Annotated in this window: 20 protein-coding genes; 5 read left to right on the forward strand and 15 right to left on the reverse strand. The window is 31.1% G+C overall.

Going from position 1 to position 23,105, the window contains the following annotated elements:
* Position 1: 1 nt before the first annotated feature.
* The 13 genes from pflA to aspS form a co-directional block, all read right to left on the reverse strand.
* A complete protein-coding gene (gene pflA / locus BLS00_RS04105; protein ID WP_091403066.1) occupies positions 2–730 on the reverse strand; it encodes a pyruvate formate-lyase-activating protein in 729 nt (242 codons plus the stop codon).
* 20 nt (positions 731–750) lie between these two features.
* The gene (gene pflB / locus BLS00_RS04110) at positions 751–2,985 is read right to left on the reverse strand and encodes a formate C-acetyltransferase (RefSeq protein ID WP_091403067.1); all 2,235 of its coding nucleotides are present in this window, start codon (positions 2,983–2,985) and stop codon (positions 751–753) included.
* Between the two features lie 154 nt (positions 2,986–3,139).
* On the reverse strand, positions 3,140–3,694 hold the full coding sequence (locus BLS00_RS04115; protein WP_091403069.1) for a TetR/AcrR family transcriptional regulator: 555 nt from the start codon (positions 3,692–3,694) through the stop codon (positions 3,140–3,142).
* Between the two features lie 259 nt (positions 3,695–3,953).
* Complete coding sequence (locus BLS00_RS04120; protein WP_091403070.1) at positions 3,954–6,203, reverse strand: polysaccharide biosynthesis/export family protein; 2,250 nt, start codon at positions 6,201–6,203, stop codon at positions 3,954–3,956.
* A 16-nt stretch (positions 6,204–6,219) separates the two neighbouring features.
* Positions 6,220–6,684, reverse strand: coding sequence for a tetratricopeptide repeat protein (locus BLS00_RS04125; RefSeq protein WP_091403072.1), 465 nt, complete (start codon positions 6,682–6,684; stop codon positions 6,220–6,222).
* Positions 6,674–8,467 (reverse strand): hypothetical protein, encoded by a 1,794-nt coding sequence (locus BLS00_RS04130; RefSeq protein ID WP_091403074.1) that lies wholly within the window; start codon positions 8,465–8,467, stop codon positions 6,674–6,676. The genes BLS00_RS04125 and BLS00_RS04130 overlap by 11 nt, the downstream gene beginning before the upstream one ends.
* A complete protein-coding gene (gene plsY / locus BLS00_RS04135) occupies positions 8,464–9,069 on the reverse strand; it encodes a glycerol-3-phosphate 1-O-acyltransferase PlsY (RefSeq protein ID WP_091403076.1) in 606 nt (201 codons plus the stop codon). Before plsY ends, BLS00_RS04130 begins: the two co-directional genes overlap by 4 nt.
* Positions 9,070–9,082: 13 nt before the next feature.
* Entirely contained in the window at positions 9,083–10,429 is a 1,347-nt protein-coding gene (gene der, locus BLS00_RS04140) for a ribosome biogenesis GTPase Der (protein ID WP_091403077.1), read from the reverse strand.
* Positions 10,430–10,449: 20 nt separating this feature from the next.
* Complete coding sequence (locus BLS00_RS04145) at positions 10,450–12,057, reverse strand: S1 RNA-binding domain-containing protein (RefSeq protein ID WP_091403079.1); 1,608 nt, start codon at positions 12,055–12,057, stop codon at positions 10,450–10,452.
* Between the two features lie 37 nt (positions 12,058–12,094).
* On the reverse strand, positions 12,095–12,955 hold the full coding sequence (ispH, locus tag BLS00_RS04150) for a 4-hydroxy-3-methylbut-2-enyl diphosphate reductase (protein ID WP_167848911.1): 861 nt from the start codon (positions 12,953–12,955) through the stop codon (positions 12,095–12,097).
* Entirely contained in the window at positions 12,936–13,610 is a 675-nt protein-coding gene (cmk, locus tag BLS00_RS04155; protein WP_205742377.1) for a (d)CMP kinase, read from the reverse strand. Before cmk ends, ispH begins: the two co-directional genes overlap by 20 nt.
* A gap of 9 nt (positions 13,611–13,619) precedes the next feature.
* Positions 13,620–13,949: an STAS domain-containing protein gene (locus BLS00_RS04160; RefSeq protein ID WP_091403081.1), complete on the reverse strand. Its 330-nt coding sequence runs from the start codon at positions 13,947–13,949 to the stop codon at positions 13,620–13,622.
* A 26-nt stretch (positions 13,950–13,975) separates the two neighbouring features.
* A complete protein-coding gene (gene aspS / locus BLS00_RS04165) occupies positions 13,976–15,733 on the reverse strand; it encodes an aspartate--tRNA ligase (RefSeq protein WP_167848950.1) in 1,758 nt (585 codons plus the stop codon).
* A 169-nt stretch (positions 15,734–15,902) separates the two neighbouring features.
* Between aspS and BLS00_RS04170 the strand changes: the two genes are divergently transcribed.
* Positions 15,903–16,880 carry an S-layer homology domain-containing protein gene (locus BLS00_RS04170; protein ID WP_167848912.1) on the forward strand — a complete coding sequence of 326 codons (978 nt, stop codon included), beginning with the start codon at positions 15,903–15,905 and terminating at the stop codon, positions 16,878–16,880.
* Positions 16,881–16,921: 41 nt separating this feature from the next.
* Here the strand turns inward: BLS00_RS04170 and BLS00_RS04175 are convergent, their stop codons facing one another.
* Entirely contained in the window at positions 16,922–17,566 is a 645-nt protein-coding gene (locus BLS00_RS04175; protein ID WP_091403086.1) for a TIGR00153 family protein, read from the reverse strand.
* The gene (locus BLS00_RS04180; RefSeq protein ID WP_091403087.1) at positions 17,563–18,492 is read right to left on the reverse strand and encodes an inorganic phosphate transporter; all 930 of its coding nucleotides are present in this window, start codon (positions 18,490–18,492) and stop codon (positions 17,563–17,565) included. The genes BLS00_RS04175 and BLS00_RS04180 overlap by 4 nt, the downstream gene beginning before the upstream one ends.
* A 319-nt stretch (positions 18,493–18,811) precedes the next feature.
* Between BLS00_RS04180 and BLS00_RS04185 the strand changes: the two genes are divergently transcribed.
* Genes BLS00_RS04185 through BLS00_RS04200 form a run of 4 tightly spaced genes read left to right on the forward strand, consistent with a single transcriptional unit; the run spans position 18,812 to position 23,100 of the window.
* Positions 18,812–19,999 carry an ROK family transcriptional regulator gene (locus BLS00_RS04185; RefSeq protein WP_091403089.1) on the forward strand — a complete coding sequence of 396 codons (1,188 nt, stop codon included), beginning with the start codon at positions 18,812–18,814 and terminating at the stop codon, positions 19,997–19,999.
* 33 nt (positions 20,000–20,032) lie between these two features.
* On the forward strand, positions 20,033–21,277 hold the full coding sequence (locus tag BLS00_RS04190; protein ID WP_091403091.1) for an ABC transporter substrate-binding protein: 1,245 nt from the start codon (positions 20,033–20,035) through the stop codon (positions 21,275–21,277).
* A gap of 60 nt (positions 21,278–21,337) precedes the next feature.
* On the forward strand, positions 21,338–22,267 hold the full coding sequence (locus BLS00_RS04195) for a carbohydrate ABC transporter permease (RefSeq protein WP_091403092.1): 930 nt from the start codon (positions 21,338–21,340) through the stop codon (positions 22,265–22,267).
* 38 nt (positions 22,268–22,305) lie between these two features.
* Entirely contained in the window at positions 22,306–23,100 is a 795-nt protein-coding gene (locus BLS00_RS04200; protein ID WP_375338212.1) for a carbohydrate ABC transporter permease, read from the forward strand.
* Positions 23,101–23,105 lie beyond the last annotated feature (5 nt).

The following is a 23,105-nucleotide window of genomic DNA, read 5'->3' on the forward strand; positions in this document are numbered from 1 at the left end:
TTTATACTTTTAATTCATATTTTTTGAATATATCTTTTGCTTTTTCCATGTCTTCGTCACTTGGGGGTTCTGTATTGGATAATTCATATTTCTCTTCCACTTGTTTCCATTTATGTTCTCCCATCTGATGAAAAGGCAAAAGTTCTACTTTTTCAACATTTTTCAAAGTACTAACAAAATCAGCTAATTCTTCTATCATTTCAAAGTCCATATTCAGTCCTGGTACAAGAACATGTCTTATCCAAACAGGTTTATCTATTTTATCCAAATATTTTGCAAATTCGATTGTCGGTTTAAGTTCGACACCGGTAATGTTTTTGTATGTTTTTTCTCTTATAGCTTTTATATCTAGTAGTACTAGATCAACATATTCCAGAATTTCTTTTACTTTTTCGTTGAAAATGTATCCTGAGGTATCTACTGCTGTGTGTATGCCTTCTTTTTTTAACCTTTTCAATATTTCTTTTAAGAATTCTGGCTGCATGAAAGGCTCTCCACCAGTGATTGTCACCCCACCCCTTTTTAAAAAGTTTTTGTATTTTAAGACGTGTTCTAAAACAAAATCAGGGGATCTATGATATTTTGCTTCATTTATTTTCCATGTGTCTGGATTATGGCAGAATTTACACCTTAATGGACAGCCTTGCATGAATATTACAAATCTTAATCCTGGTCCATCAACTGTTCCCAGTGATTCAAAAGAATGTAATTCCCCTATTAATTTATCCATAAAAATCACTTCTTTTTATTTTATATTTTTGATGATATAGTCCTCTTTATAACGTCAAGTTGTTGTTCTCTTGTTAGTTTTACAAAGTTAACGGCGTATCCAGATACCCTTATAGTTAATTGTGGATATTCTTCTGGATGTTCCATGGCATCTTCCAGTAGTTCTCTTTTGAAAACATTGACATTTAAATGTTGCCCTCCGTCTGGGGTGAAATAGCCATCCAGGAGTGATATTAGATTTTCTTGTCTTTCATCATCTGTTTTTCCTAATGTAGATGGAGTTATTGCAAATGTATATGAAATTCCATCGTTGGCATCTTCAAATGGAAGTTTGGCAACTGAAGATAATGATGCAAGAGCACCTCTTTTGTCTCTACCATGCATTGGATTTGCGCCAGGTGCGAAAGGTTCTCCAGCCTTTCTTCCATCTGGGGTACTACCTGTTTTTTTACCATAGACAACGTTAGAAGTTATTGTTAGTATAGATTGAGTTGGTATAGCATCTCTGTACATTTTGTGCTTTCTGAGCTCATCCATAAAATATCTAACTATGTCAATTGCAATTTGATCTGTTTCGTCTTCATTGTTTCCGAAAGGAACATAATCTCCTTCTATTTCAAAATCTATGGCAATACCTTTTTCATTTCTAATAGGTTTTACTTTTGCATTTTTTATAGCTGCTAATGAATCGGCTATTATGGATAATCCGGCTATTCCAAATGCTTCTGTTCTGATTACTTCTGGATCGTGTAAAGCCATTTGAATAGCCTCGTAAGAATATTTATCATGCATGTAGTGTATTATGTTCAATGCTTTTACATAAACTCCTGCCAGCCATTTAAGCATATTTTGGAATTTTTCTTTTACTTCATCGTATTCTAAATATTCAGAAGTTATAGGTTCGTATTTTGGTGCAACTTGTGCACCAGATATTTCATCTACACCACCATTTATAGCATAAAGCAAAGCTTTTGGTAGGTTTACTCTTGCTCCAAAAAACTGCATTTGTTTTCCAAGTTTCATTGGAGATACACAACAAGCTATTCCGTAGTCGTCTCCAAAATCACATCTCATCAAATCATCGTTTTCGTATTGTAGGGCTGATGTATCTATAGAGACTTTTGTACAGAATTTCTTCCAATTTTCTGGTAATTTTTCTGACCAAAGAATTGTCATGTTTGGTTCTGGAGCAGGACCTAAGTTATACAATGTATTTAAAAATCTGTAAGATGTTTTCGTTACAAGACTTCTTCCATCAACACCCATTCCACCCAGAGATTCTGTAACCCAAGTTGGATCTCCTGAGAAAAGTTCGTTGTAAGAAGGGGTCCTTAAAAATCTAACGATTCTTAATTTTATAACAAACTGATCTATCAGTTCTTGAGCTTCTTTTTCGGTTAACTGTCCTTCTTCCATATCTCTTTTTATGTAAATATCTAAAAATGTAGAAACTCTGCCAAGAGACATCGCAGCCCCATTTTGTTCTTTTACAGCAGCTAAATAAGCAAAGTATATCCATTGAACAGCTTCGAGAGCATTTTTAGCAGGTTTTGAAATATCAAAACCATATGATTGTGCCATTCTTTTTAATGCTTTAAAAGCTTGAATTTGTTCTGTGAATTCTTCTCTTTGATTTATTAGTTTTTCATCCATTTCGTATTTATCATACTTTTCATTTAGCACTCTTTCTTTTTCTTGGATGAGATAATCTACTCCATATAGAGCCACTCTTCTGTAGTCTCCAATTATTCTTCCTCTTCCGTATGCATCTGGTAAACCAGTAACAATACCTGATCTTCTGCAATCTCTGATCTCTTTTGTGTAAGCAGAAAAGACTCCATCGTTATGAGATTTTCTGTATTTGACATATATTTCTTCTGTGTTTTTATCTAATTGGTATCCGTAGGCATCTAACGCTTGTTTTACCATTCTCAAACCACCGTTTGGGAAAATAGCTCTTTTTAAGGGGGCGTCTGTTTGTAATCCAACTATTTTTTCTAACTTTTTATCTATATATCCTGGCCCATATGCATCTATTTGAGAAGGTATTTTGGTTTCAGTGTCATATACACCATTTTCATTTTCTTTTTTGAACATTTCACTCAATTCATTCCAAATTTTTTTGGAATCTTCTGTCGGACCTTCCAAAAAATTATGGTCTCCTGTATATTCACTGTAATTTTCTTGAACAAAATTTCTTACATCTATATTTTTCTTCCACTTTTCACCTTTAAAGCCATTCCATTCTTTAAACATATAAATACCTCCTAAAATGAAGTTGATAAACACTATACTACACATTTACATACTATATTAATTCTATTTCCGATATATAAAGTCAAGTTTAAATTTTATATAGTGAATATTTTAACTAACTGTGAACTAAAAAAATAAGAGTGCATTCGCACTCTTATTCTCTTTCTTTATTTAAATCGAGAAATTCTATTACCATTTTAACTTCATCGTTGATTACTTCAGGATAAACATATCCTTTAAAACCTAAACCAATTAAGAAGGTTTTTATCACATCTGCTATAGTGAATGATGAATCAACATCGTGTCCCCTTGCCCTTAAAATATCTTTGATTACTGAGTTGAATTCTTCATCTACTTTTTGAATGTTATTGAGAGTAACCTTAGATCTATACGGATAAGTTATAATCTGCGAAAATGCAGCCATTTTATCTGGAGGGTTGAATAAGTCTAAAATCATATCTTCTATATCCCCCGGTTTTTCAAATACTTCTCTAATCCAAGATTCCAAAATGTATTCTGCAGTTTCTACCATTGCTCCATCTTTAGAACCAAAATAATAATGTAATGAAGCTATTGTTAATCCAGCTTCATTTGCAATTTTTCTGGTTGTAGTAGAACTTATGCTGTTTTCATTAATTATATTTATTATGGACTCAATTAGTTCCATTTTTCTCTTTTCTCTGAGTTTTGGATTTGGCCTTCTTGCCATTTTTTTCACCCCTATATAAAAATTATTTAATCATAAAATTCAATTCATATAGCATAAAAATATATCAATATGATAATTATATCATATTCTCTTAAAATATGAATTGGATATTATTAAAAATAAGTTAATAATAAGGTTTGATATGCTAATTTTTAATAATAATTTTTAATTATGTTTCATGAAGTAATTAATATATCAAGTGATATCTTAATTCGTATAAAAAAGCAGGAGAAATTTTCTCCTGCTTTTTTAATTATTATTAAAATAATGAATTTATGTTTTGATATGTATCAACGCTCGAGTTTATAAATCCCATGAATGTTGAAACGGTGCTCATTATTTCTGTTATACTTGCAAGTCCATTTTGAGGAATGTAAATTATGTCTCCTGGTTTTAGTTTTGGATTCATTGGTGACTGTATTGGGTTTGCCTTTATTATTCCAGAAATGTCCAATGAAACTGGAGGATTTTCCACGCCGTCTTTGAAAAGGTAAACATTTTTAAGGTCTCCAGCTTTTGTAGCGTTTCCAGATTTTAGCACAGCGTCTAACAAAGTGATTTCTTTTGTATAAGCAACAGGTCCAGGCCTTGATACATTACCAAGAACATAAATAAGTTGATCCTGTATAGTAGGCACATATACAATTGAACCAGGTGCAACCATGGTATTTCTTATTTGTTCTATGTCTTGTATTTCTACTTCTACTTTTTCATCATTTGCTGTATATATCCAAACACTTTCTTGATAATCCCAGTTAAATCCTGATCCAGCCAATATTTCGACTAAACTTACAGGTATATCACTTCTAATGTTTTTGGGTTGAACACTCCCCATCAATACAATATAAGAATAGTCTAAATTAGGCTGAACAACGACATAGCTACCTTTTTCTACCTTTGTCAATGGGTTGTTTTTTACATCATCTTCTGTGTATTCCGAAATTAATTGGTTGTTTTTGAACACTTTTATTGTTCCTTGACTTGATGGTGCAAATCCACCGGTTGCCTGAAAAATATCCATCAAAGTTACTTCTTTTTTGGTTATAGCACCTGAATCACCAGATTTATAATAAATCACAGAATCTGTCTTTGTTTTGTTAATACTGATCATGACTTTTCCAGACAATTCCACGGCTTTTTGTTTTTCTATGTCAGAACCTTTTAAAGTCCCTTCAGTGGTTTCAGTTTTGTATTTTATTTCGTAAGATTCAGATAAATCGTATTTGAATAGTAGGTCGTATAATGTATCGTTGAGTGTGTAAGTTTCTAATGTCGATATTTCCCCCATGATATAAGCTAATCTTTCCTCGGACTCTGCAATTAAAGTAGATTCTGAGTTTACTTTTATATCAGTGTATTCAGATATATTCATAGGATTAATGTCATAAACTTTAGTTTTACCCATTTTTGTTATTTCTATTAGTTTGCCAGAATATTCAGGAGTAAAACCTTTTGCAACGGAAAGTATTTTTGGTATTGTTATTTCAGTATTTACGTCAAAAGCAATTTTCCCTGTATTTACAAAAGAGCCCGATAGATAAATTTGATTTTCAACAGGTATTATGTTTATAAAATCACCTGTTTTTATCTCTGTTTCTAAATTGAGGTCTTTGTTGTCTTTAGTCACTTTTTCTATATATTGTGGATTCATTTGAACTTTTGCTATGAGGTTTTTAACATTCATAGCCTCATCCTTTTCAAATGTGACTTTTATAGTTTTTTCTTTTAATAAAGCGTAAGCGTATTTTTCAATTCTTTTTAATATGATGGTATCACCAGATTTTAAATCAACATCTTTTTCCTTGATTATTTTGTCAATTGAGTAGTTTAAATAATTTGAGTCTCTTATTAACACTAAATTATCGTCAACATTATCAATAGGAATGTTAATATTTGACAAAACTGTTTTTAAAGTCAAACCATCGTAATAATCTATTGATTGAGTTCCAAATTCAGAAAAAAGATTGACTTTTTTGTCGTAATTGACGGGAAATATTACCATTGAATTTTCTTCAATAAAAGGGTCTTCCCCTCTTTCACCTTTTAAAAGCCAAGATATATCAACTATTTTTTCGTTTCCATTAAAATCTCTTATTATTGCTTGATCTGTTTTTTCTGGATTGTTAATGCCGCCAACCATTGATATCAATTCAGAGAGTTTTATTTGTTCTTTTTTAATATCCAACATGCCGTTTCTTGGAACGTTTCCCAAAACATTCACTTTAAAAGGGGCGTAATTAGTTACTCCAGCTGTGATTCTTGTATTTTTTACAAACTCTGACATTTTTTCAGATAGAATATCTTCTATCTCGTCTATTGTCTTTCCTTCTACTTCAATTCTTCCAATTGGAGGTAGTGTTATTTCACCAGAAGGACCAACGACTAAATTAGAAGCAGAATATTCTTCATAGCCAAACACCCAAACTCCAATTGAATCTCCTATTCTTACTGAATATGAAAAAACCAATAAGGGAACAATTAATAATAATAGTACACCAAACTTTTTCACGGGGAAACCTCCTCTTTCAAATTTTATTTTTTATCATATTATAAAGTAAGTCTAACTCTTGAGTTGCAAAGCCATTAATTTTTAATTGGTTTATAATCTTTAAGGCTTCATCTGCTCTTCCATAGGTTATTAAAGATTTAGCTTTGTCGATGGATATTTCATACAAATAAGATGAATTTTTTATGTTTATTTTTAAATTTATAAGTTCTTCAAATTTCTTTGTTTCGTACAGTAATTTACTCAAGTAATAAACAGATTCTTCTATTTCTATATTTCTTCTAATTGCCTCTTTAAACAAAGATATTGCTCTTTCTCTTTCTTCTTCGATCATCAAACAAACACCGGCATTGTGGTAATAAACGGGGTTATCAGGATCTACAGAAATAGATTTTAAGAAGTATTCCAGTGCTTTTTCATACTTTTTTTCATTCATCAATTCTGTTCCAATTTTATTAAATTTTAGCGCTTCATTATTCTCCACTTCCAACACCTTCTGTATAGTAATAAAGTGAGTCGGTTAATGTTTTTTTGGGTAAATTGTAATTTACAGATGTTTGTTTTATACCTGAAATAATTGGTGGAGTTAATTTGTAAGATATAAAGTCAATAGGTTTATATGAATTAGAAACATATTTTTTCAAATAATCAGAATATTTTCTGGAGATTATGAGGCCACCAGAAGAGTTTATAAAATTCTTAATGCTGTCGTCTACTTCTAATTCATCTGTGATGAAAAATAATCTGTTTGAAGATAATATTATTGGGGCGATTTCTTCTGGACCAATATCTACATCAGAATAACCCTCAATAATTATGAAGGAATCGGTTTCTGATTGTGCTACGCCATAATTCATGAATTCTTCAAGGTTTTCGTATGATTCTATATTTGGAATTGAATAAGTTTTTAATATGTTGAAAGGGACTCTTCCACCTGAATCAACAACGGATAAGTTTTTGTTGATCATATCTATTTTTATCCCGTTGATATCCGTAATTTCTATTTTTGCAGTTACGCTATAAGTTTCTACGTCAAAATTTAAACCATATAGGTTTAAAGTATATAAATTTTCAATATTGTCATGGTACAGTCTGTTAATTTTAACAGAATAATTCTTATAATCTGAAAAAACACCCAATCCATTATCAACTTTAAAAAGGCCTTGAAATTCTTCGCTCATCGAATCTAAGGTAATTGGTTTATAAGATTTAGTTTCCATGTCCAATTCATAAAAACCACTATAAGTAGATATAATAGGCTTATTCCAAGGAAGCACGGAAATAGAAATTGGTTTGATATTTTCTGTCAAAATTAATTCATCAACAAATTTTTCTTTTAGAATATCGTATTTTTGAATTTTGTTTGTTTTCAAATCATAAGTATAAAGTGTGTTATTTAAAACAGTCCCCGCAGTTATGATACTTGTCAAAGGTATAGAGATTTCGTTGAGAATTGTTCCATCATACCCAATTACCTTTATGTTTGAATTTTCAGGGTCATAAGCATAAATTCTGCCTATTTTGTCTGTATCCAGAATAAATAGGTTGTAATCTACGATTAATGGCTTAACTATGTTTTCTATGTTTGGATCTAATTCAGAAGGAGTAGAACTTTCTGTTTCCATAGTTATATTTTTTGAGTAGCTGTTTATAAAATAAATTCCTTTGTCAGAACTTATATATATTCTATTTAAATTTTTATCTTTAGACATATTATAAAATTTTTGGTTTTGAGGAAGTCTTATCCATTTTTCTTCTTCGTTGGATTTTTTGTATATGATTTTATTTTGAGAATCCAGAGTGTAGATATTTGAGTTAAAAACTATTGAATCGTTTATTGTATAGTATTTTTCAAAACTGTCAACAATGTTTTTCTGAGTTTCTATTTCATAGAAAGTAGGAGTAGAAAAATTTGACACAGAAAATTCTTCTAAAGATGCAATAAACTTTTGAAGAGTTTCTGCTTCTTGATTTATTCCAGAGAATAAAAATATATTTTGCAGGTCTTCACGGGCTCTGTCCAAACGTCCTAATTGGGTATCTAATTTTGCAGCATAATACCAAAATTTTGGTATGTCTTCAATATAAACTTCACCAGACATAGCCTCGTCTAATTTTAATCTTGCCTCATACTTTTGTTCAGAAAACAATAGTTCCAAACTTTCAGAAAATATTTCTCTTGATCTTTGCTCCCCTCTCGAAAGTTCTGCTGAAACCCCTATTAAAATAAATAATAAAGAAAAAGATATTAATAAACTTTTTTTCATTTCTTAAACCCCTCAGAAAGTATTTTTATTATGTCTGTAATAGTTTCTTCTCCGGCTATGATTTTTTTTACGTTGTTTCTATGTTTCCATAGGCTCAAAAAAAATAAAAGAGTAAATATAAAACCTGTTTGAAAACTAAAAAAGAAACCAAAAAGACCTCCTGCTAAAAGTCCTGCTAAAGATGCAAGAGAAACGTATTTAAACATATAATTTAAAGAGAACCAGATTATAAAAAATATTATTCCTAACAAAGGATTCAATGCAAAAAATCCACCCACAGTAGAAGCTACTCCTTTTCCACCTCTAAATTTTAACCATATGGAAAAGTCGTGACCAATTACCGCGGCCAGTAATGTTAAATGAGGAATCCAAGAGGCATCTTCATAAATCAAAGAGGCTATTAGAGTAGGTATGAAGGCCTTAAAAAAGTCTAACAACATGCAACTTATACCAATTACTGGTCCCATGCTTCTTAGAACGTTTGTGCCTCCAACATTACCACTACCTATTCTGCTAACGTCAACGCCCTTCATTTTAGGAACTATATAAGAAAAGGGTATTGAACCAGCAAAATATCCAAGTATTAACCAAAATAACAACATAATACTAACCCCCTCATTTTCTTCTTTCTTCAAATTTTAAGAATAAGGGTGATCCCTCAAAAGGATCGATATATTTTCTAATCATATTTCTCAAACTTTGTTTGTATGAATTGGGAACTTCTTTTGGGTAATTTGTATAAAAAGTAAAAACAGGTGGTTTAACTCCAACCTGTGTTGCATAATAAAATTTAACTCTTTTTCCTTTTCTAATAGGAGGTGGAGAAACCATTAAATGTCTTTCGAGAGCTGAATTTAAAACACTCGTTTGGACTTTAAGCTCTCTTGACTTTTGGACTCTTTTTATGGAATCAATAAGTTTTGGCACTCCAGTTCCATCAACAGCTGAAGTAAAAATTAAAGGACTGTAGTAAATAAAATACATTTCTTTTTCAAATATTTGCATAACTTCTTTCATATTTACTTTGGAGTGGTCGACTAAGTCCCATTTATTGTATGCTACTATAGTTCCTTTACCTCTATTTTCAGCTATGCCAGCTATTTTTTTATCTTGCTGGGTTATTCCTTCTAATGCATCGACTAATATAACTACTATATCAGATTTTTCTATAGTTCTTGTTGTTCGTATGATTGAATACATTTCTATAGAACCGTATTCAACGCTTTTCTTCTTTCTCATACCAGCTGTATCCATAAATTTATACTTTTGGCCATCTATTTCTACTATTTCATCAACAGCATCTCTTGTTGTTCCTGGAATTTCCGAAACAATAGCTTTTTCCATACCAAGTATTTTGTTGAATAGAGAGGATTTACCCGCATTTGGTTTACCTATTATGGCAACTTTTATGATTTCATCATCATTTTCTATTTCTTCATCAGATAAGTCATATCCTCTATTCTCTAATTTTTTCATGGCTTCTTCCATTAGTTCTTCAATATTTCCATTATGCTCAGCAGAAACAGGAATAGGCTCTCCAAAACCAAATTCATAAAGATCTGGTTTGATTTCTATCTTATATTTTTCATAAGATTCTGCTTTATTGGCAACCATTAAAACATCTACTCCGGCTTTTCTTAAAAAGTCAGCTATATGAAAATCTTCAGAAGTAACACCATTTTTCCCATCAACAACAAAAATTACTAAAGAAGCTTCTTTCATAGAATTTATCACAGCTTCTTTTTGTTGTTTTGCTATAATTTCTTCCGGATCTTCAAAAATACCGCATGTATCAACTAAGGTAAAGGCACGCTTTTCCCAGCGTGCCTCTCCATATATGTGATCTCTAGTTACACCCGGTTGATCTAAAACTATTGCTTTTTTTTCTCCGATAATTCTGTTAAAAAGTGTTGATTTACCTACATTAGGTTTACCAACTATCAAAACTAATGGTTTTGACACGATGATCACTCCCGGTTAATCTAGTCTTCTATATCTTCGTTCATTTCTTTCATTGCTTTAATGCTTTCTTCTTTCTCTTTTTCTTTGATCAAATCGTATACTGAAATGATTAAATTTCCTCTTTTTTCATCATTTTCAAATTCTATGTTTAATACTTTTCCTTCAATTTCATCTCCGATATTCAATTCATCTTCAATATTTTCAACTTTTTCTTCGGTTGCTCTTGCACCAGGTAAAAATCCTTCAACATCATAATCATCTATTAAAACCACAGCACCTTTTCCAGCAAACCTTGTGATCTTACCTTTAAGAGTGTCTCCAACTTTTACCTCTTCGGAAACTTTTTTCCAAGGATTTTCTTTTGCCTGTTTTATAGATAATTTTATTTTTTTATTATCTTTATCTATGTTCAATATTTTCACTTGAACTTTTTCGCCTTCTTTAAGAGCTTCTTCGACGTTGTCGATAAAATTCCAAGACAACTCTGAAACATGTAAGAACCCAGTTAAACCTTCTTCTAACTTGATTATAGCACCGTTAGGGAGAATTTTTTCAACAGTACCCTTTACAACGTTTCCTTCATGATAGTTTTCGTCAATATCTTCCCAAGGATTTCCAATAGCTTCTCTATAGCTCAAGCTCATTCTTCTGTTTTCTTTGTCTATGTCTAAAACTTTTACTTCTACAACATCGTTTAAAGATACAACATCTGTAATTCTACCTTTTCTAGCCCAGAAAACTTCAGATTCATGGACTAATCCTTCTATTCCATCATCTAATTTAACTGTAAATCCAAATGGGAATAATTTAGTAACGGTTCCTTTATGAATAGTTCCTTTAGGGAATTTATCTTCAACATGTTCCCAAGGATCGTCTTTCATTTGTTTTAAAGAAATTGATATTTTTTTGTTTTCTTTGTCCAAATTGATGATAACTCCTCTAACTTTGTCCCCTTCAGACAAAATTTCGTGGATGTCATTTACTTTGTCCCAGTTTGCTTCGCTTCTTGGAATTAAAGCAGTTACGTGATCGTTTAGTTTAACAAAAGCTCCAAAATCTTTAACTGATTCAACAATTCCTTCTACAACCATATTTTCTTTGTACTCATCGTAAATTTCTTTGATTGCCTGTTCTTTAACTCCTCTTCTTGAAACAACTAATTTTCTGCCTCTTTTTGAAATAACCTCGACTTTAACTTTCCCTTCTGGCATAGGATCATCTGGCCTTAATAACGATAAAGAACCTGGTAAGAAAGCTCTTACTGCATCATTAATAAGCACTTCATATCCTTTTTTTAGTCTTTGGTTAAATTTAGCATTTACTATGCTATCTTCTTCTATATCATCAAGTATTTTTTCAGCTTTAGCTCTTTTTTCAGATGCAGTGTTAAAACCTTCTGCATCATTTGTTTTTACTACTTTTATGGTAATTTTGTCGTTTGTATTATATTCAGAAATATTTTTTAAAAGCTCGTCACTTCTAACAAAAACATCTCCAGTTGCTCCTTCTAAAGCAACCCATATTCCATCATCATCTTTTTCAAAAACAGTTCCTTCTAACACCTTACCCTTTTTCAGTTCGTTAATTTCCTCTTCTTGAAGTAATTCTTCAAAAGTTTTTTCGCTCATTAAGTGAAGCCTCCTTATATATTAAGAAATATTGAGATTAATCTAAAATTTCTGCTGAATACTTATTTTTCAAATATTCAGTTAGTTCTTTTAAAGTCCAAATTGCTGTTGAAGTACCAGTAAGTATACCTAATTTTTCACAGGATAGATCCTTGTTTTTTAATTCTTCAATTTCTTCTATATGTAATGTTTTTTCGTTTATAGTTTTTGAAATGTTGACTAATTTTTTTGTGTTGGAACTATTTTTCCCTCCCAAAACAATAACTTTATCAGCCCAATTAGCTATTTTTTTTGCTTCAATTTCTCTTTTTGAAGTTTCGATACATATAGTGTTTTTTATAATTATATCAGAAAAGTCATTTGTTTTAAGATATTCCGTATAAAAATTTTTAAATGATTTTATGTCAACTGTGGTTTGAGATACAATACACACTTTTTTGTAGTTTTCTTTGTGAATATCTTTTGTGATTTTTATTTTACTTTGATCAACAGAACCCTTTAGTGCTCGCATTTCTGGATGTTGTTTACTACCATAAACAACAATAAAATAACCTTCTTTTTGTTTTTTTATTACGAAAGAAGTCATGTTGCTTACTATAGGGCATGTCAAATCTATAACTTCGTCAAAATTGTCCTCTAATATTCTTCTTTCTTCAAGAGTTATTCCATGTGCTCTTATTATAACTTTTGAAGTTTTTGAATCTGTAGGTAATTTGTTTATATCTTTAAATATGTTTATCCCAGAGTTTTTTAAGTTTTGAACAACGATTTTGTTATGAACTAATTCGCCAAAAAGATAAGTTTTTTTATTGTCCTTTTTTAGCATTTCGTTGGTTTTGTTATATGCCCTGTTTACACCATAGCAAAAACCAACTTTTTCAGCAACCTTTACTTTCATCAAAATCACCATCGATATAATTCAAAATTTCTTTCAAGACGTCATCTATGTTTTTTGAAGTGGTATCTATTTCTATTGCGTCTTTAGCACATTTTAATGGTGCAATATTTCTTGTAGTATCATTGAAATCTCTTTCTTTGATCTCTTTTAATATCAAATTGTAATTAACGTCTTCGCCCTTTTCTATTAGCTCGTTAAATCTTCTTTTAGCCCTTTCTTCAGCAGAGGCTGTAAGAAAAAATTTGTATTCTGCGTTTGGTAAAACAACAGTTCCAATATCTCTACCATCTATAACTGTACTCATTTTTTCAGAAATGTTTCTTAAAATCAGATTTACTTTTTCTCTTACTTCTGGAATTTTTGCAACTGTTGAAGCGTAATTCCCTGAATTTGCTGTTCTAATTTGTTTATCGATTTTTTCACCGTTAACGATGTAAAAATCATCTTTTAAAGATATTGATAGCTTGTCAAGGGTTTCTTTTATTGTATTTTCATCCAAGGTATTCTTTTTTTCTTTAAAAAAGTATCCTATTATTCTATACAAAGCACCACTGTCCAAGTATTTAATATTGAGTTTGTTAGCGACTTTTTTTGCTATTGTAGACTTTCCGGATCCAGCGGGTCCATCAATGGCTATATGTATCAAAATTTTCAATCCTTTCTATTAGATACTCTCTAATGTATCTTCAGTTCTAATTATTTTGTCTAATTTTGTCATTTCAAAGATTTTCTTGATCTGTTTTTTAAGAGAAACCAAAACAATCTCTTTTTCAGATTTTTTTGATTCTTTGATTAGTGAAACAATAGATCCCAAACCTGCTGAGTCAATGTAGGAAACATCAGACATGTCTAAGGCGATATATTTTTTATCTGTATTATTCATATGTTCCATAACTTTTTGTTTGAATGTTGCAGAATGGTATGCGTCGATATCACCAGAAACTTTTACCACGAATGATTTTTCTATTTCTTCAAATGTTATAACAAAATCCATATTACCCCTCCTAAAAATATAATATTTTAAACATCTAACTTAATGCCCAGTTCTTTAAGCTGATTATTTCCTAACTTAGAAGGCGCTTCACTCATTGGGTCTGAGCCAGTTGCTGTTTTTGGGAATGCTATAACTTCTTTTATTGAATCTTCTCCAGATAAAACTGCTATTAATCTATCCATCCCAAAAGCAATACCTGCATGAGGTGGTGGCCCAAAACGGAAAGCTTCTAATAGGAATCCAAATTTATCTTTTATTTCATTTTCATCTAAACCTATTATTTCAAAAACTTTTTGTTGAATATCTTTCCTATGAATTCTTACACTTCCACTGGCCATTTCATAACCATTTATAACCAAATCATAAGACTCTGATTTTATCTTTAATGGGTCAGAATCACTGTATTTCTCTAAATCTTCAAGATTAGGCATTGTGAAAGGGTGGTGTTCTGACTCGAGCCTATTTTCTTCTTCATTCCAAGAGAACATAGGGAAATCAGTAACCCATAAAATATCGTATCCATTTTTCTTTTCAAACTCTGATTTTATAAGATTTTCTCTCAAATGACCTAATATTTTATTAGTTTTGTTTTTTTCTCCGGCTACTATTAGCATTACTCCATTTTGTGAAATTATACCATCTTTAATAATTGTATCTATCTCATTTGAAGCTAATTTTTTAATTGTTGATTTTACTTCATTTTCTTTGTTTGCAATCCAAATTAAACCTGAAGCTCCAAATTGTTTGGCGAGGTCTGTTAATTCATCAAATTTTTTTCTTGAGTATTCCTTAGCTTTTCCCTCTATAACAAACCCTTTGATCACTCCACCGTCGTCTATAATAGATTTTAAGAATTTTGCCTCTGTTTGTTTGAAATATCCTGTGATATCTATAAGTTGCATTCCGTATCTTGTGTCTGGTTTGTCGCTACCGTATAAGTCCATGACTTGTTGGTAACTCATTTTTTTGAATGGAGTTTCAATCTTTTCACCAGTTGAATTTTCAATAGCATAAGAGATCAATTCTTCTCCCATTTTGAAGATATCTTCTTTATCAGAAAAAGATTGCTCTATATCGATTTGAGTGAATTCTGGTTGCCTATCCGCTCTAAAGTCTTCGTCCCTAAAACATCTTGCAATCTGGAAATATCTGTCCATTCCTGAAACCATCAACAACTGTTTGAAGATTTGTGGTGATTGTGGTAATGCGTAGAAATTACCTTTTTTAATCCTTGACGGAACTACAAAGTCTCTCGCCCCTTCTGGGGTTGATTTTGTAAGAAATGGAGTTTCAATTTCAAGGTATCCATTATCAGATAAATATTTTCGAGAAGCTTGCATGAACTTATGTCTTATTAAAAGATTTTTTTGCATTTTTTCTTTTCTGAGATCCAAATATCTGTATTTCAATCTCAAATTTTCGGAAACTTCTTCATCTTTATTTACATAGATTGGTGGTGTATCAGATTCAGAAAGTATTTCCAATTCTGTCGCAGAAATTTCTATTTCACCAGTTTTCATGTTTGGATTAATAGCTTCTTCTGGCCTTTTTCTTACAACGCCTTTTATTGCTACGGTATATTCGTTTCCAAGCTTTAACGCTTTGTCGTACAATTCTTTGTTTTCTTTTGGATCAAAATATACTTGAGTTTTTCCGTATCTATCTCTCAAGAGAATGAATTTTATTCCCCCTAAATCTCTAATTATATGAACCCAACCATTTAATATAACTTCTTTTCCTTCATATTCAGCGTTGAGTTCTCCACATGTGTGTGATCTTTTCAATAACACAAAAACACCTCCGGAACAACATATATATTTAAGTTATTTTTAAGTAATTATTTTAGAATTACAATGATATTTTATATTTTTTAGATTTTATAGAACATTACTATTTTACCATCTTTTATGATAAAATAGTAATAGATAATAAAAATTATTGGGGGTGTATTGTGTGAAAAAGATACTTGCGGCTATTTTAATAGTTTCATTGGCTCTTGTTTCATTTAGTGCAGAATATAAAGATGTACCTATAAATCATTGGGCTTATGACGCTGTACAAAGAGTTAGTGATATTGGAATTTTGGAAGGATATCCAGATGGAACGTTTAAAGGCATGGAAAATGTGAACAGGTATCAATTGACATTAACTGTTTCCAGAACAATTGATTATGTTGAAGAAAATATGATTTCACCTTTAGCACAAGAAATTGCTGACTTAGAAAGTAAATTATCTTCTTTAAATACGACTCAAAGTTCTGTCAGTTCTTCTCAATTAAATAATTTATCTGAATTGGTTAACTCAATGGACTTGAGAGTAAGCGATCTTGAAGGTAAAGTAAATGAATTGGAAAGCTCGTACGAATTATTGGGATATACAACTACAAAAATTGATGAATTAGAAAGAAAAATAAGCAGTATGAATTCGTCATCAGTTAATCAAAATACTGTTTCCAATTTAACTTCAAGAATTTCCAAATTGGAAAATGATCTTAATACTGCAATGGAAAACATGAACGCAATGGGATCGAGCAATAATAATTTGAGTAAAAGATTAGACAGTGTATCTTCTCAAGTTGAAAACAATGCAAACGAATTAGAAAGAATTAATACATTGTTAGCAAATTTAAATTCAAAAATCGATATGAAATCTGATTCAATGAGTATTTCTGAAATGGAAAGAAAGATTAATAATTTAGAAAGCAATTTTGATTTAGTTGATCAAAATAGAAGTGATATATCAAACTTGGAATCACAAGTTTCAACAGTTGAAAACAGCGTATCTGAGTTATCAAAACAAGTTGAAACTAATAAAAATGCAATTTCACAAGTTTCAGAAAGTAGTAGCGGTGTGAATATTGTAGATATCCTTATATCTGTGGCCTTATCTGCAGGAGTTTCATTTGCAATATTCTCTTTTATGGGAAATTAATAAATTATAAAATAAAAGTCGGTTGGATTTCCAACCGACTTTTATTTTATATTTCTTTTCATAAGCAATATGTTTAATCTGTCTGACGTGTTTTCCGCTCTATCTGCAATATCTCCCAAATTCTCACAAATTTGTTTTATATGTAATTTTTGCGATAAAGCCAAATTCATCTTGAAAACTATTTCTTTTATGTTTTTCTCGTGAATGTCTGCGTTATGTTCAGACTTTTCAACTTCTTTGATTATTTCCGAAGCGTCGTCTATGTTATCAAAAATAGATTCTATAGCTGTTTTAAGGTGTTTATAGGTGGTGATTACTTCTTCAGACAACTTTATAAATTCATCCTTCAATTCTTCTGGGATATAAGGAGTTTCGTAGTAAAAAATATCAGAAACGCTCTCCGTTTTATTCATAACCTTGTCAACGCTTTCTATTATTCCAAGAAGATCCCCTCTAAAATTTGGTAAGAACCCCCCTTTATACATTTCTTTCTCAATCCCTCTTCTCAAAACATCTGCCTGATTTTCAATTGAATCTATTTTTTCACAAAGCTCCCTATAATTGTTAGATTTCATATAGTCTTTTATCACATCATCTAAAAGTTCTATACCTTCTTCGACTTTATCTAAATGTTTTCTGAACATAGTAATGATATTGTTTTCTTTTTTACCAAAAAATAATTTCATATGAAAACCTCCATTATTTTTAATACAGAAAATGATATTATTCCAGAAATAAAAGGTGTTCCTATCCAACCAAAAATGATTTTCAAAATCATCTGTTTATTAAATGTTTTCGTACCTGTTGATAAACCAATACCAATTACTGCACCAACAATAGCTTGTGAGCTGCTAACAGGTACTCCTATTAAAGAATATACCCAGACAGTGATAGCGGCTCCTAACATTACTATCATAGCAGAGAAATGGTCCAAATTTACAATTTTACTTCCAACTGTATACATAACTTTTCTACTGTAAGTTAAAATACCTAATGCTATAGAAACCCCACCAATAAGAGCCAATAATTGAGTATTTAATATAATACCGTTGAAAACACCCGTAACGTTTGCAACGTTATTGGCACCTAAAGAATAAGACCCATATATTCCAACTATCCAAGTTAATACAAGGATAAAACGGTCTTGTGATTGAATAGATTTTATCTTTTCAAAAACAAATGAAAATAACTTGTAAAAAATAAAAGAAAAAATACCTGCGCCTATTGGAGTTCCTATCCAAGACAGCCATATTTTATTTAAAATTGAAAAGTCAACAGAACCTCCAAAGATACCAAACCCTACTATAGCGCCAACTACTGCCTGTGTTGTTGAAACTGGTAAGCCAATAGACGTCATAACTGTAACAGTTATAGCTGCTATTAATAGTGCTAAAGAGGATTGTTCAAGAGATATTTGGGACAAATTACCAATGTTGTGTAATCCAGCGCTGCCTCCCACAACAGCACCTATTATGACGAATATTGAAGCAGTTATTATGGCATTTTTATACTTAATAACTCCACTTGAAACAGGTGGGCCAAATATATTTGCTGCATCGTTAGAGCCCAAAGACCATCCTAAAAATATTGAAGGTAAAAATAATAAAAACATATTCTATCACCAACTAAAAATTTGTGTGAATTCTATTATATCATTAACGAATGTTTTTTTAAAGTGGAGTAAACAAAAGTTAATTAACAATAGACAAATATAATATGCAAAAATCACTTGAAAAACAAAATAATCTAAGTGATTTAAATAATTAAATTTTAAATTAATAAAAAGTTTTTATTATTAATATATTAAAAATATTAGTTAATTATTGCCCATAAATGGTAATAATTGCCTTAAATTAAAAAAAATTACGTTTTGAAAAATATGTTAAAAGTGATTTAATCAAATTGATTTACTAATTAATAGAGGTGTTAATATGAAAAATGCAGATAATTACAGAAAAAATTCTGGATTGAATTTTATAGAAGTCAAAAAAAATAACAGAACTACTGTGTTAGAAATTTTGCATTCTTTAGCACCTATATCAAGAGCTGATATAGCAAATTTATCTGGATTAACCAGAACAACAGTGACAAATATTATTAATGAATTAATAAATGTAGATTTTATTGAAGAGGTTGGGAGTAAATCCACTAAAAGCGGAAGAAAAAAAACCTTGTTAAAAATAAGGAAAGATGCTTTTAAAATTATTGGGATAAACATTTCAAGAAGTAGTATTAAAGTTGGTTTGTATGATACAGAGGCTAATTTATTGTATTCATCGTCTAAAGAATTTTCGAGTGATATTCCAAAGAAAAATCCTGTTAAAGATCTGACTAATATAATTGACAGTGTAATAGAGAGTGCTGAAATTTCTATTGAAGAAATAAATGGTATAGGGGTTGGCATTCCAGCTCCAATAGATTTTTCCTCTGGTGAGATAATAGCTACTCCGGCGTATTTCGAAGCATGGAAGAATGTTAATTTAAAGGAAAGTTTAGAAAAAAAATATGGTATAAAAACATGGATAGACAATGACGCCAATGTTGGTGCTTTAGGAGAAAAATGGTTTGGGCAAGGAAAAAATTACAAAGATTATGTTTTTGTTGTTTCAGATATTGGTTTTGGTTCAGGAATAGTTTTAAATGGTAAACTTCACAGGGGAGATTTTTCCATGGCTGGAGAAGTTGGTCATACAATTTTGGGGTATAAAACTAAAAAGGACTATATGGAAAACAAATCTGGGTTTAAATATATTATAAATATTTTGAAAGAAAGAAATGAAAATTGTAATATAGAATACATTTTAAACAAAATAAATGTTGAAAAAGACAAAGAATTTGTAGAGTATGCTAAAGAAATTTCAAGGCATGCTGGTATGGCCATAATGAATTTAATTTCTATTTTAGATCCTCAAGCAGTGATTATTGGAGGGAATTTAAAAAATATTTCTGAGATAGCTTATAAAGAAATAAATAACATATTAGATGAAAATCTTTTTGGCCCAAAAAGAAGCCGAATACTTTTTAGTAACAAAAAAGAAGATATGGTTTTAAAAGGTTCGGCAGCTTTAGTATTAGAAAGGGTTATTTCAGATCCATATAGTTTTATTTTGATGCATTAACGATAATTATCTTAAAAAGGGGAGGTATTTGTTATGAAGAAACTTTTAGTGAGTTTTTTGGCAATTTTGTTTGTTTTTTCGTCTGCATTTGCAGCAGGCGAACTCGAGATTTTTAGTTGGTGGACCGGTGGTGGAGAAGAAGAAGGTCTTTTAGCTTTATTCGAACTTTTTAAAGAAGATAACCCAGATGTTGAAATAATAAACGCTGCAGTAGCTGGTGGCGCTGGAACTAATGCAAAAGCAGTTCTTAAAACAAGAATGCTCGGAGGGAACCCACCAGATTCATTCCAAATTCATGCTGGTATGGAGTTAACTACAACTTATGTTGTAACGGGTATGATGGAACCTTTGACTGATTATTTTGACGAATGGGGAGTAAAAGATAAATTTCCACAAGGTTTATTAGATATCGTTAGTTATAAAGGTGATATTTATTCAGTTCCTGTTAATGTTCACAGAGGAAATATAGTTTTCTACAACAAAGAAATTTTCGATGAATTAGGTTTAAAAGAACCAACTAATTGGGCTGAATTTATAACAGCTTTGAACACAGTACAAGAAGCCGGATATGTTCCTTTAGCAATGGGAGACAAAAATAAATGGCCTGCTGGTCAATTGTTTGAAGCAATTATGGTTGCTGAATATGGTGCAGAAGAATATAACAAATTGTTCAGAGGCGAGGCTCCTTTTGATCAAGTTGCTTTAGATAGAGCTTTAGATAAAATTTATGAACTAACAAATTATTTCAACAAAGACCACGCAGCTCTTACTTGGCAGGATGCAACAAGATTATTATATGATAATGAAGCTGTATTTAACCTTATGGGTGACTGGGCAGAAGGTTACATGAAAACATTAGGTTGGATTCCAGGTGAAGACTTTGGATGGTTTGAATTACCAGGAACACAAAATTCATTTATGTTGATCTCAGATACTTTTGGATTGCCAAAAGGTGCTCCAAATAGAGAAAATGCAATTAAATGGTTAGAATTTTTGTCTACAAGAGAAGCACAAGACACATTTAACCCAATAAAAGGTTCAATCCCTGCAAGAACTGATGCAGATATGTCAAAATACGATGCATATTTAACAAGTACAATTGAAGATTTCTCAACTAAAATAATTACTCCATCAATTGCTCATGGATCAGCAGCAGATGAAAGCTTTATTACTTCAATGAATGACGCAATAAATATTTTGTTGACCACAGGAAATACAAGTAATGCCAAAAGATCAATTCTTTGGGCTGCTGAAGATGCAGGTTTAATGGCTTATTAATAAAATTCTCATAGCCCGGTAGTTTTTACCGGGCTTTTTACCAAAACGGGAGGAATTCTTATGTCTGTTCACAAGAAAAAATCCAGATTGGGTTTTACGATTATTTTACCTTCATTAATATTAATAGGAATATTTGTCTACTATTTCATATTTTTGACACTTAGAACATCTGTTTCTAATTGGAATAGTTTTTCTTCGTTGGCAATGGGGGAATATAAGTTTGTTGGATTGAGAAACTTTCAAAGGTTATTTATGGATCCTCGATTCCAGTCTGATTTATGGAATACTCTATTTTTCACAGCATTTTTTATTATTGCGTGCATAACTATTGGGTTGTTTCTTGCTAACATTTTAGATAAGGGACTAAAAGGGTCTAAATTGTTTCAAAATATATTTTTATTTCCAATGGCAATATCTTTTGTAGTAACAGGTACTGTTATGAGTTGGATTTTTGCTCCAGGAAGAATTCCAGGCAGCCCACAAGGGTTGAATATTTTGTTTGAAAAATTGGGGTTAGATTTCTTGCAATGGCAGTGGTATACAAGCACAGAGTCAGTTATGAATTTTAATTTGGCTTTAATTCCTGTAATATTAGCTGCTGTTTGGCAATTTTCTGGATATATCATGGCAATGTATTTGGCGGGTATGAGGGCTATTCCAAATGACATAATTGAGGCATCTAAGGTTGATGGTGCAAGTGATGCAAAAATATTTTGGAAAATAAAAATGCCTTTACTACAACCTATAACTTTATCGGCGATGATAGTTTTGGGTCATATATCTCTTAAAATATTTGACCTTATATACGCTATGACAGGTAGTGGACCAAATAATGTAACCGATATGCCAGCTGTATATATGTTTGAACTTACATTTAGATCAAACAGATACGCTATGGGGTCAGCAATTTCAATTATCATGCTTCTTTTTGTGGCAGTAGTAATAATCCCTTATCTTTGGAGCTCTTTTAGAAAAGGTAGTGAAGCATGATGAATAATTCTAAAGGTATCTCAACAAAAAGAATTTTAATGATGTTAGTTTTGCTCATTATGGCTTTGATCTTTATAGCTCCTTTTTATGTTGCGGTTATAACAAGTTTTAAATCAATTGAAAATATTTCTATATCTCAGATGTGGGATTTTCCAACCAGTTTTTCTTGGTATGGATTTGCTGAAGCTTTTAAAAAGTTGTCACCTAATTTATTGAATAGTTTGTATCTCACTATACCGGCTACAATAATTTCTTCATTTATAGGATCTTTGAATGGGTTGGCTTTTGCAAAGTTGAAATTCAAATACTCAAATATTTTGTTTGCAATAATTTTATTTGGAATGTTCATACCTTATCAGAGTGTACTGTTCCCATTGATTCAGTTTTTTCAAAGTATAGGTTTATATGGAACTATTCCAGCTTTGATAATAATTCATGTCATATACGGAATTCCAATAACAACTTTGATGTTTAAAAACTATTACGAGGAAATACCAGATTCTTTGATAGAAGTTGCATCCATTGACGGAGCAAACTTTTTTCAGATGTACACTAAAATTATTCTACCAATTTCAATACCTGGGTTTGTTGTAACTGCAATATGGCAGTTCACAAACATATGGAACGAGTTTTTATTCGCTGTAACTGTAACAAGTAATCCTGCAAAACAGCCGATAACAGTTGCCCTTGTTAATTTAGCGGGAAGTCAGGTTGTTGAATGGAATGTTCAAATGGCAGGAGCCTTGGTAGCAGCACTTCCTACATTAATTGTTTATATCATCCTGGGTAGATATTTTATAAGAGGTCTTTTAGCAGGTTCTGTTAAAGGATAAGAAAC

The sequence above is a fragment of the Geotoga petraea genome, from assembly GCF_900102615.1.
Taxonomy (GTDB): domain Bacteria; phylum Thermotogota; class Thermotogae; order Petrotogales; family Petrotogaceae; genus Geotoga; species Geotoga petraea.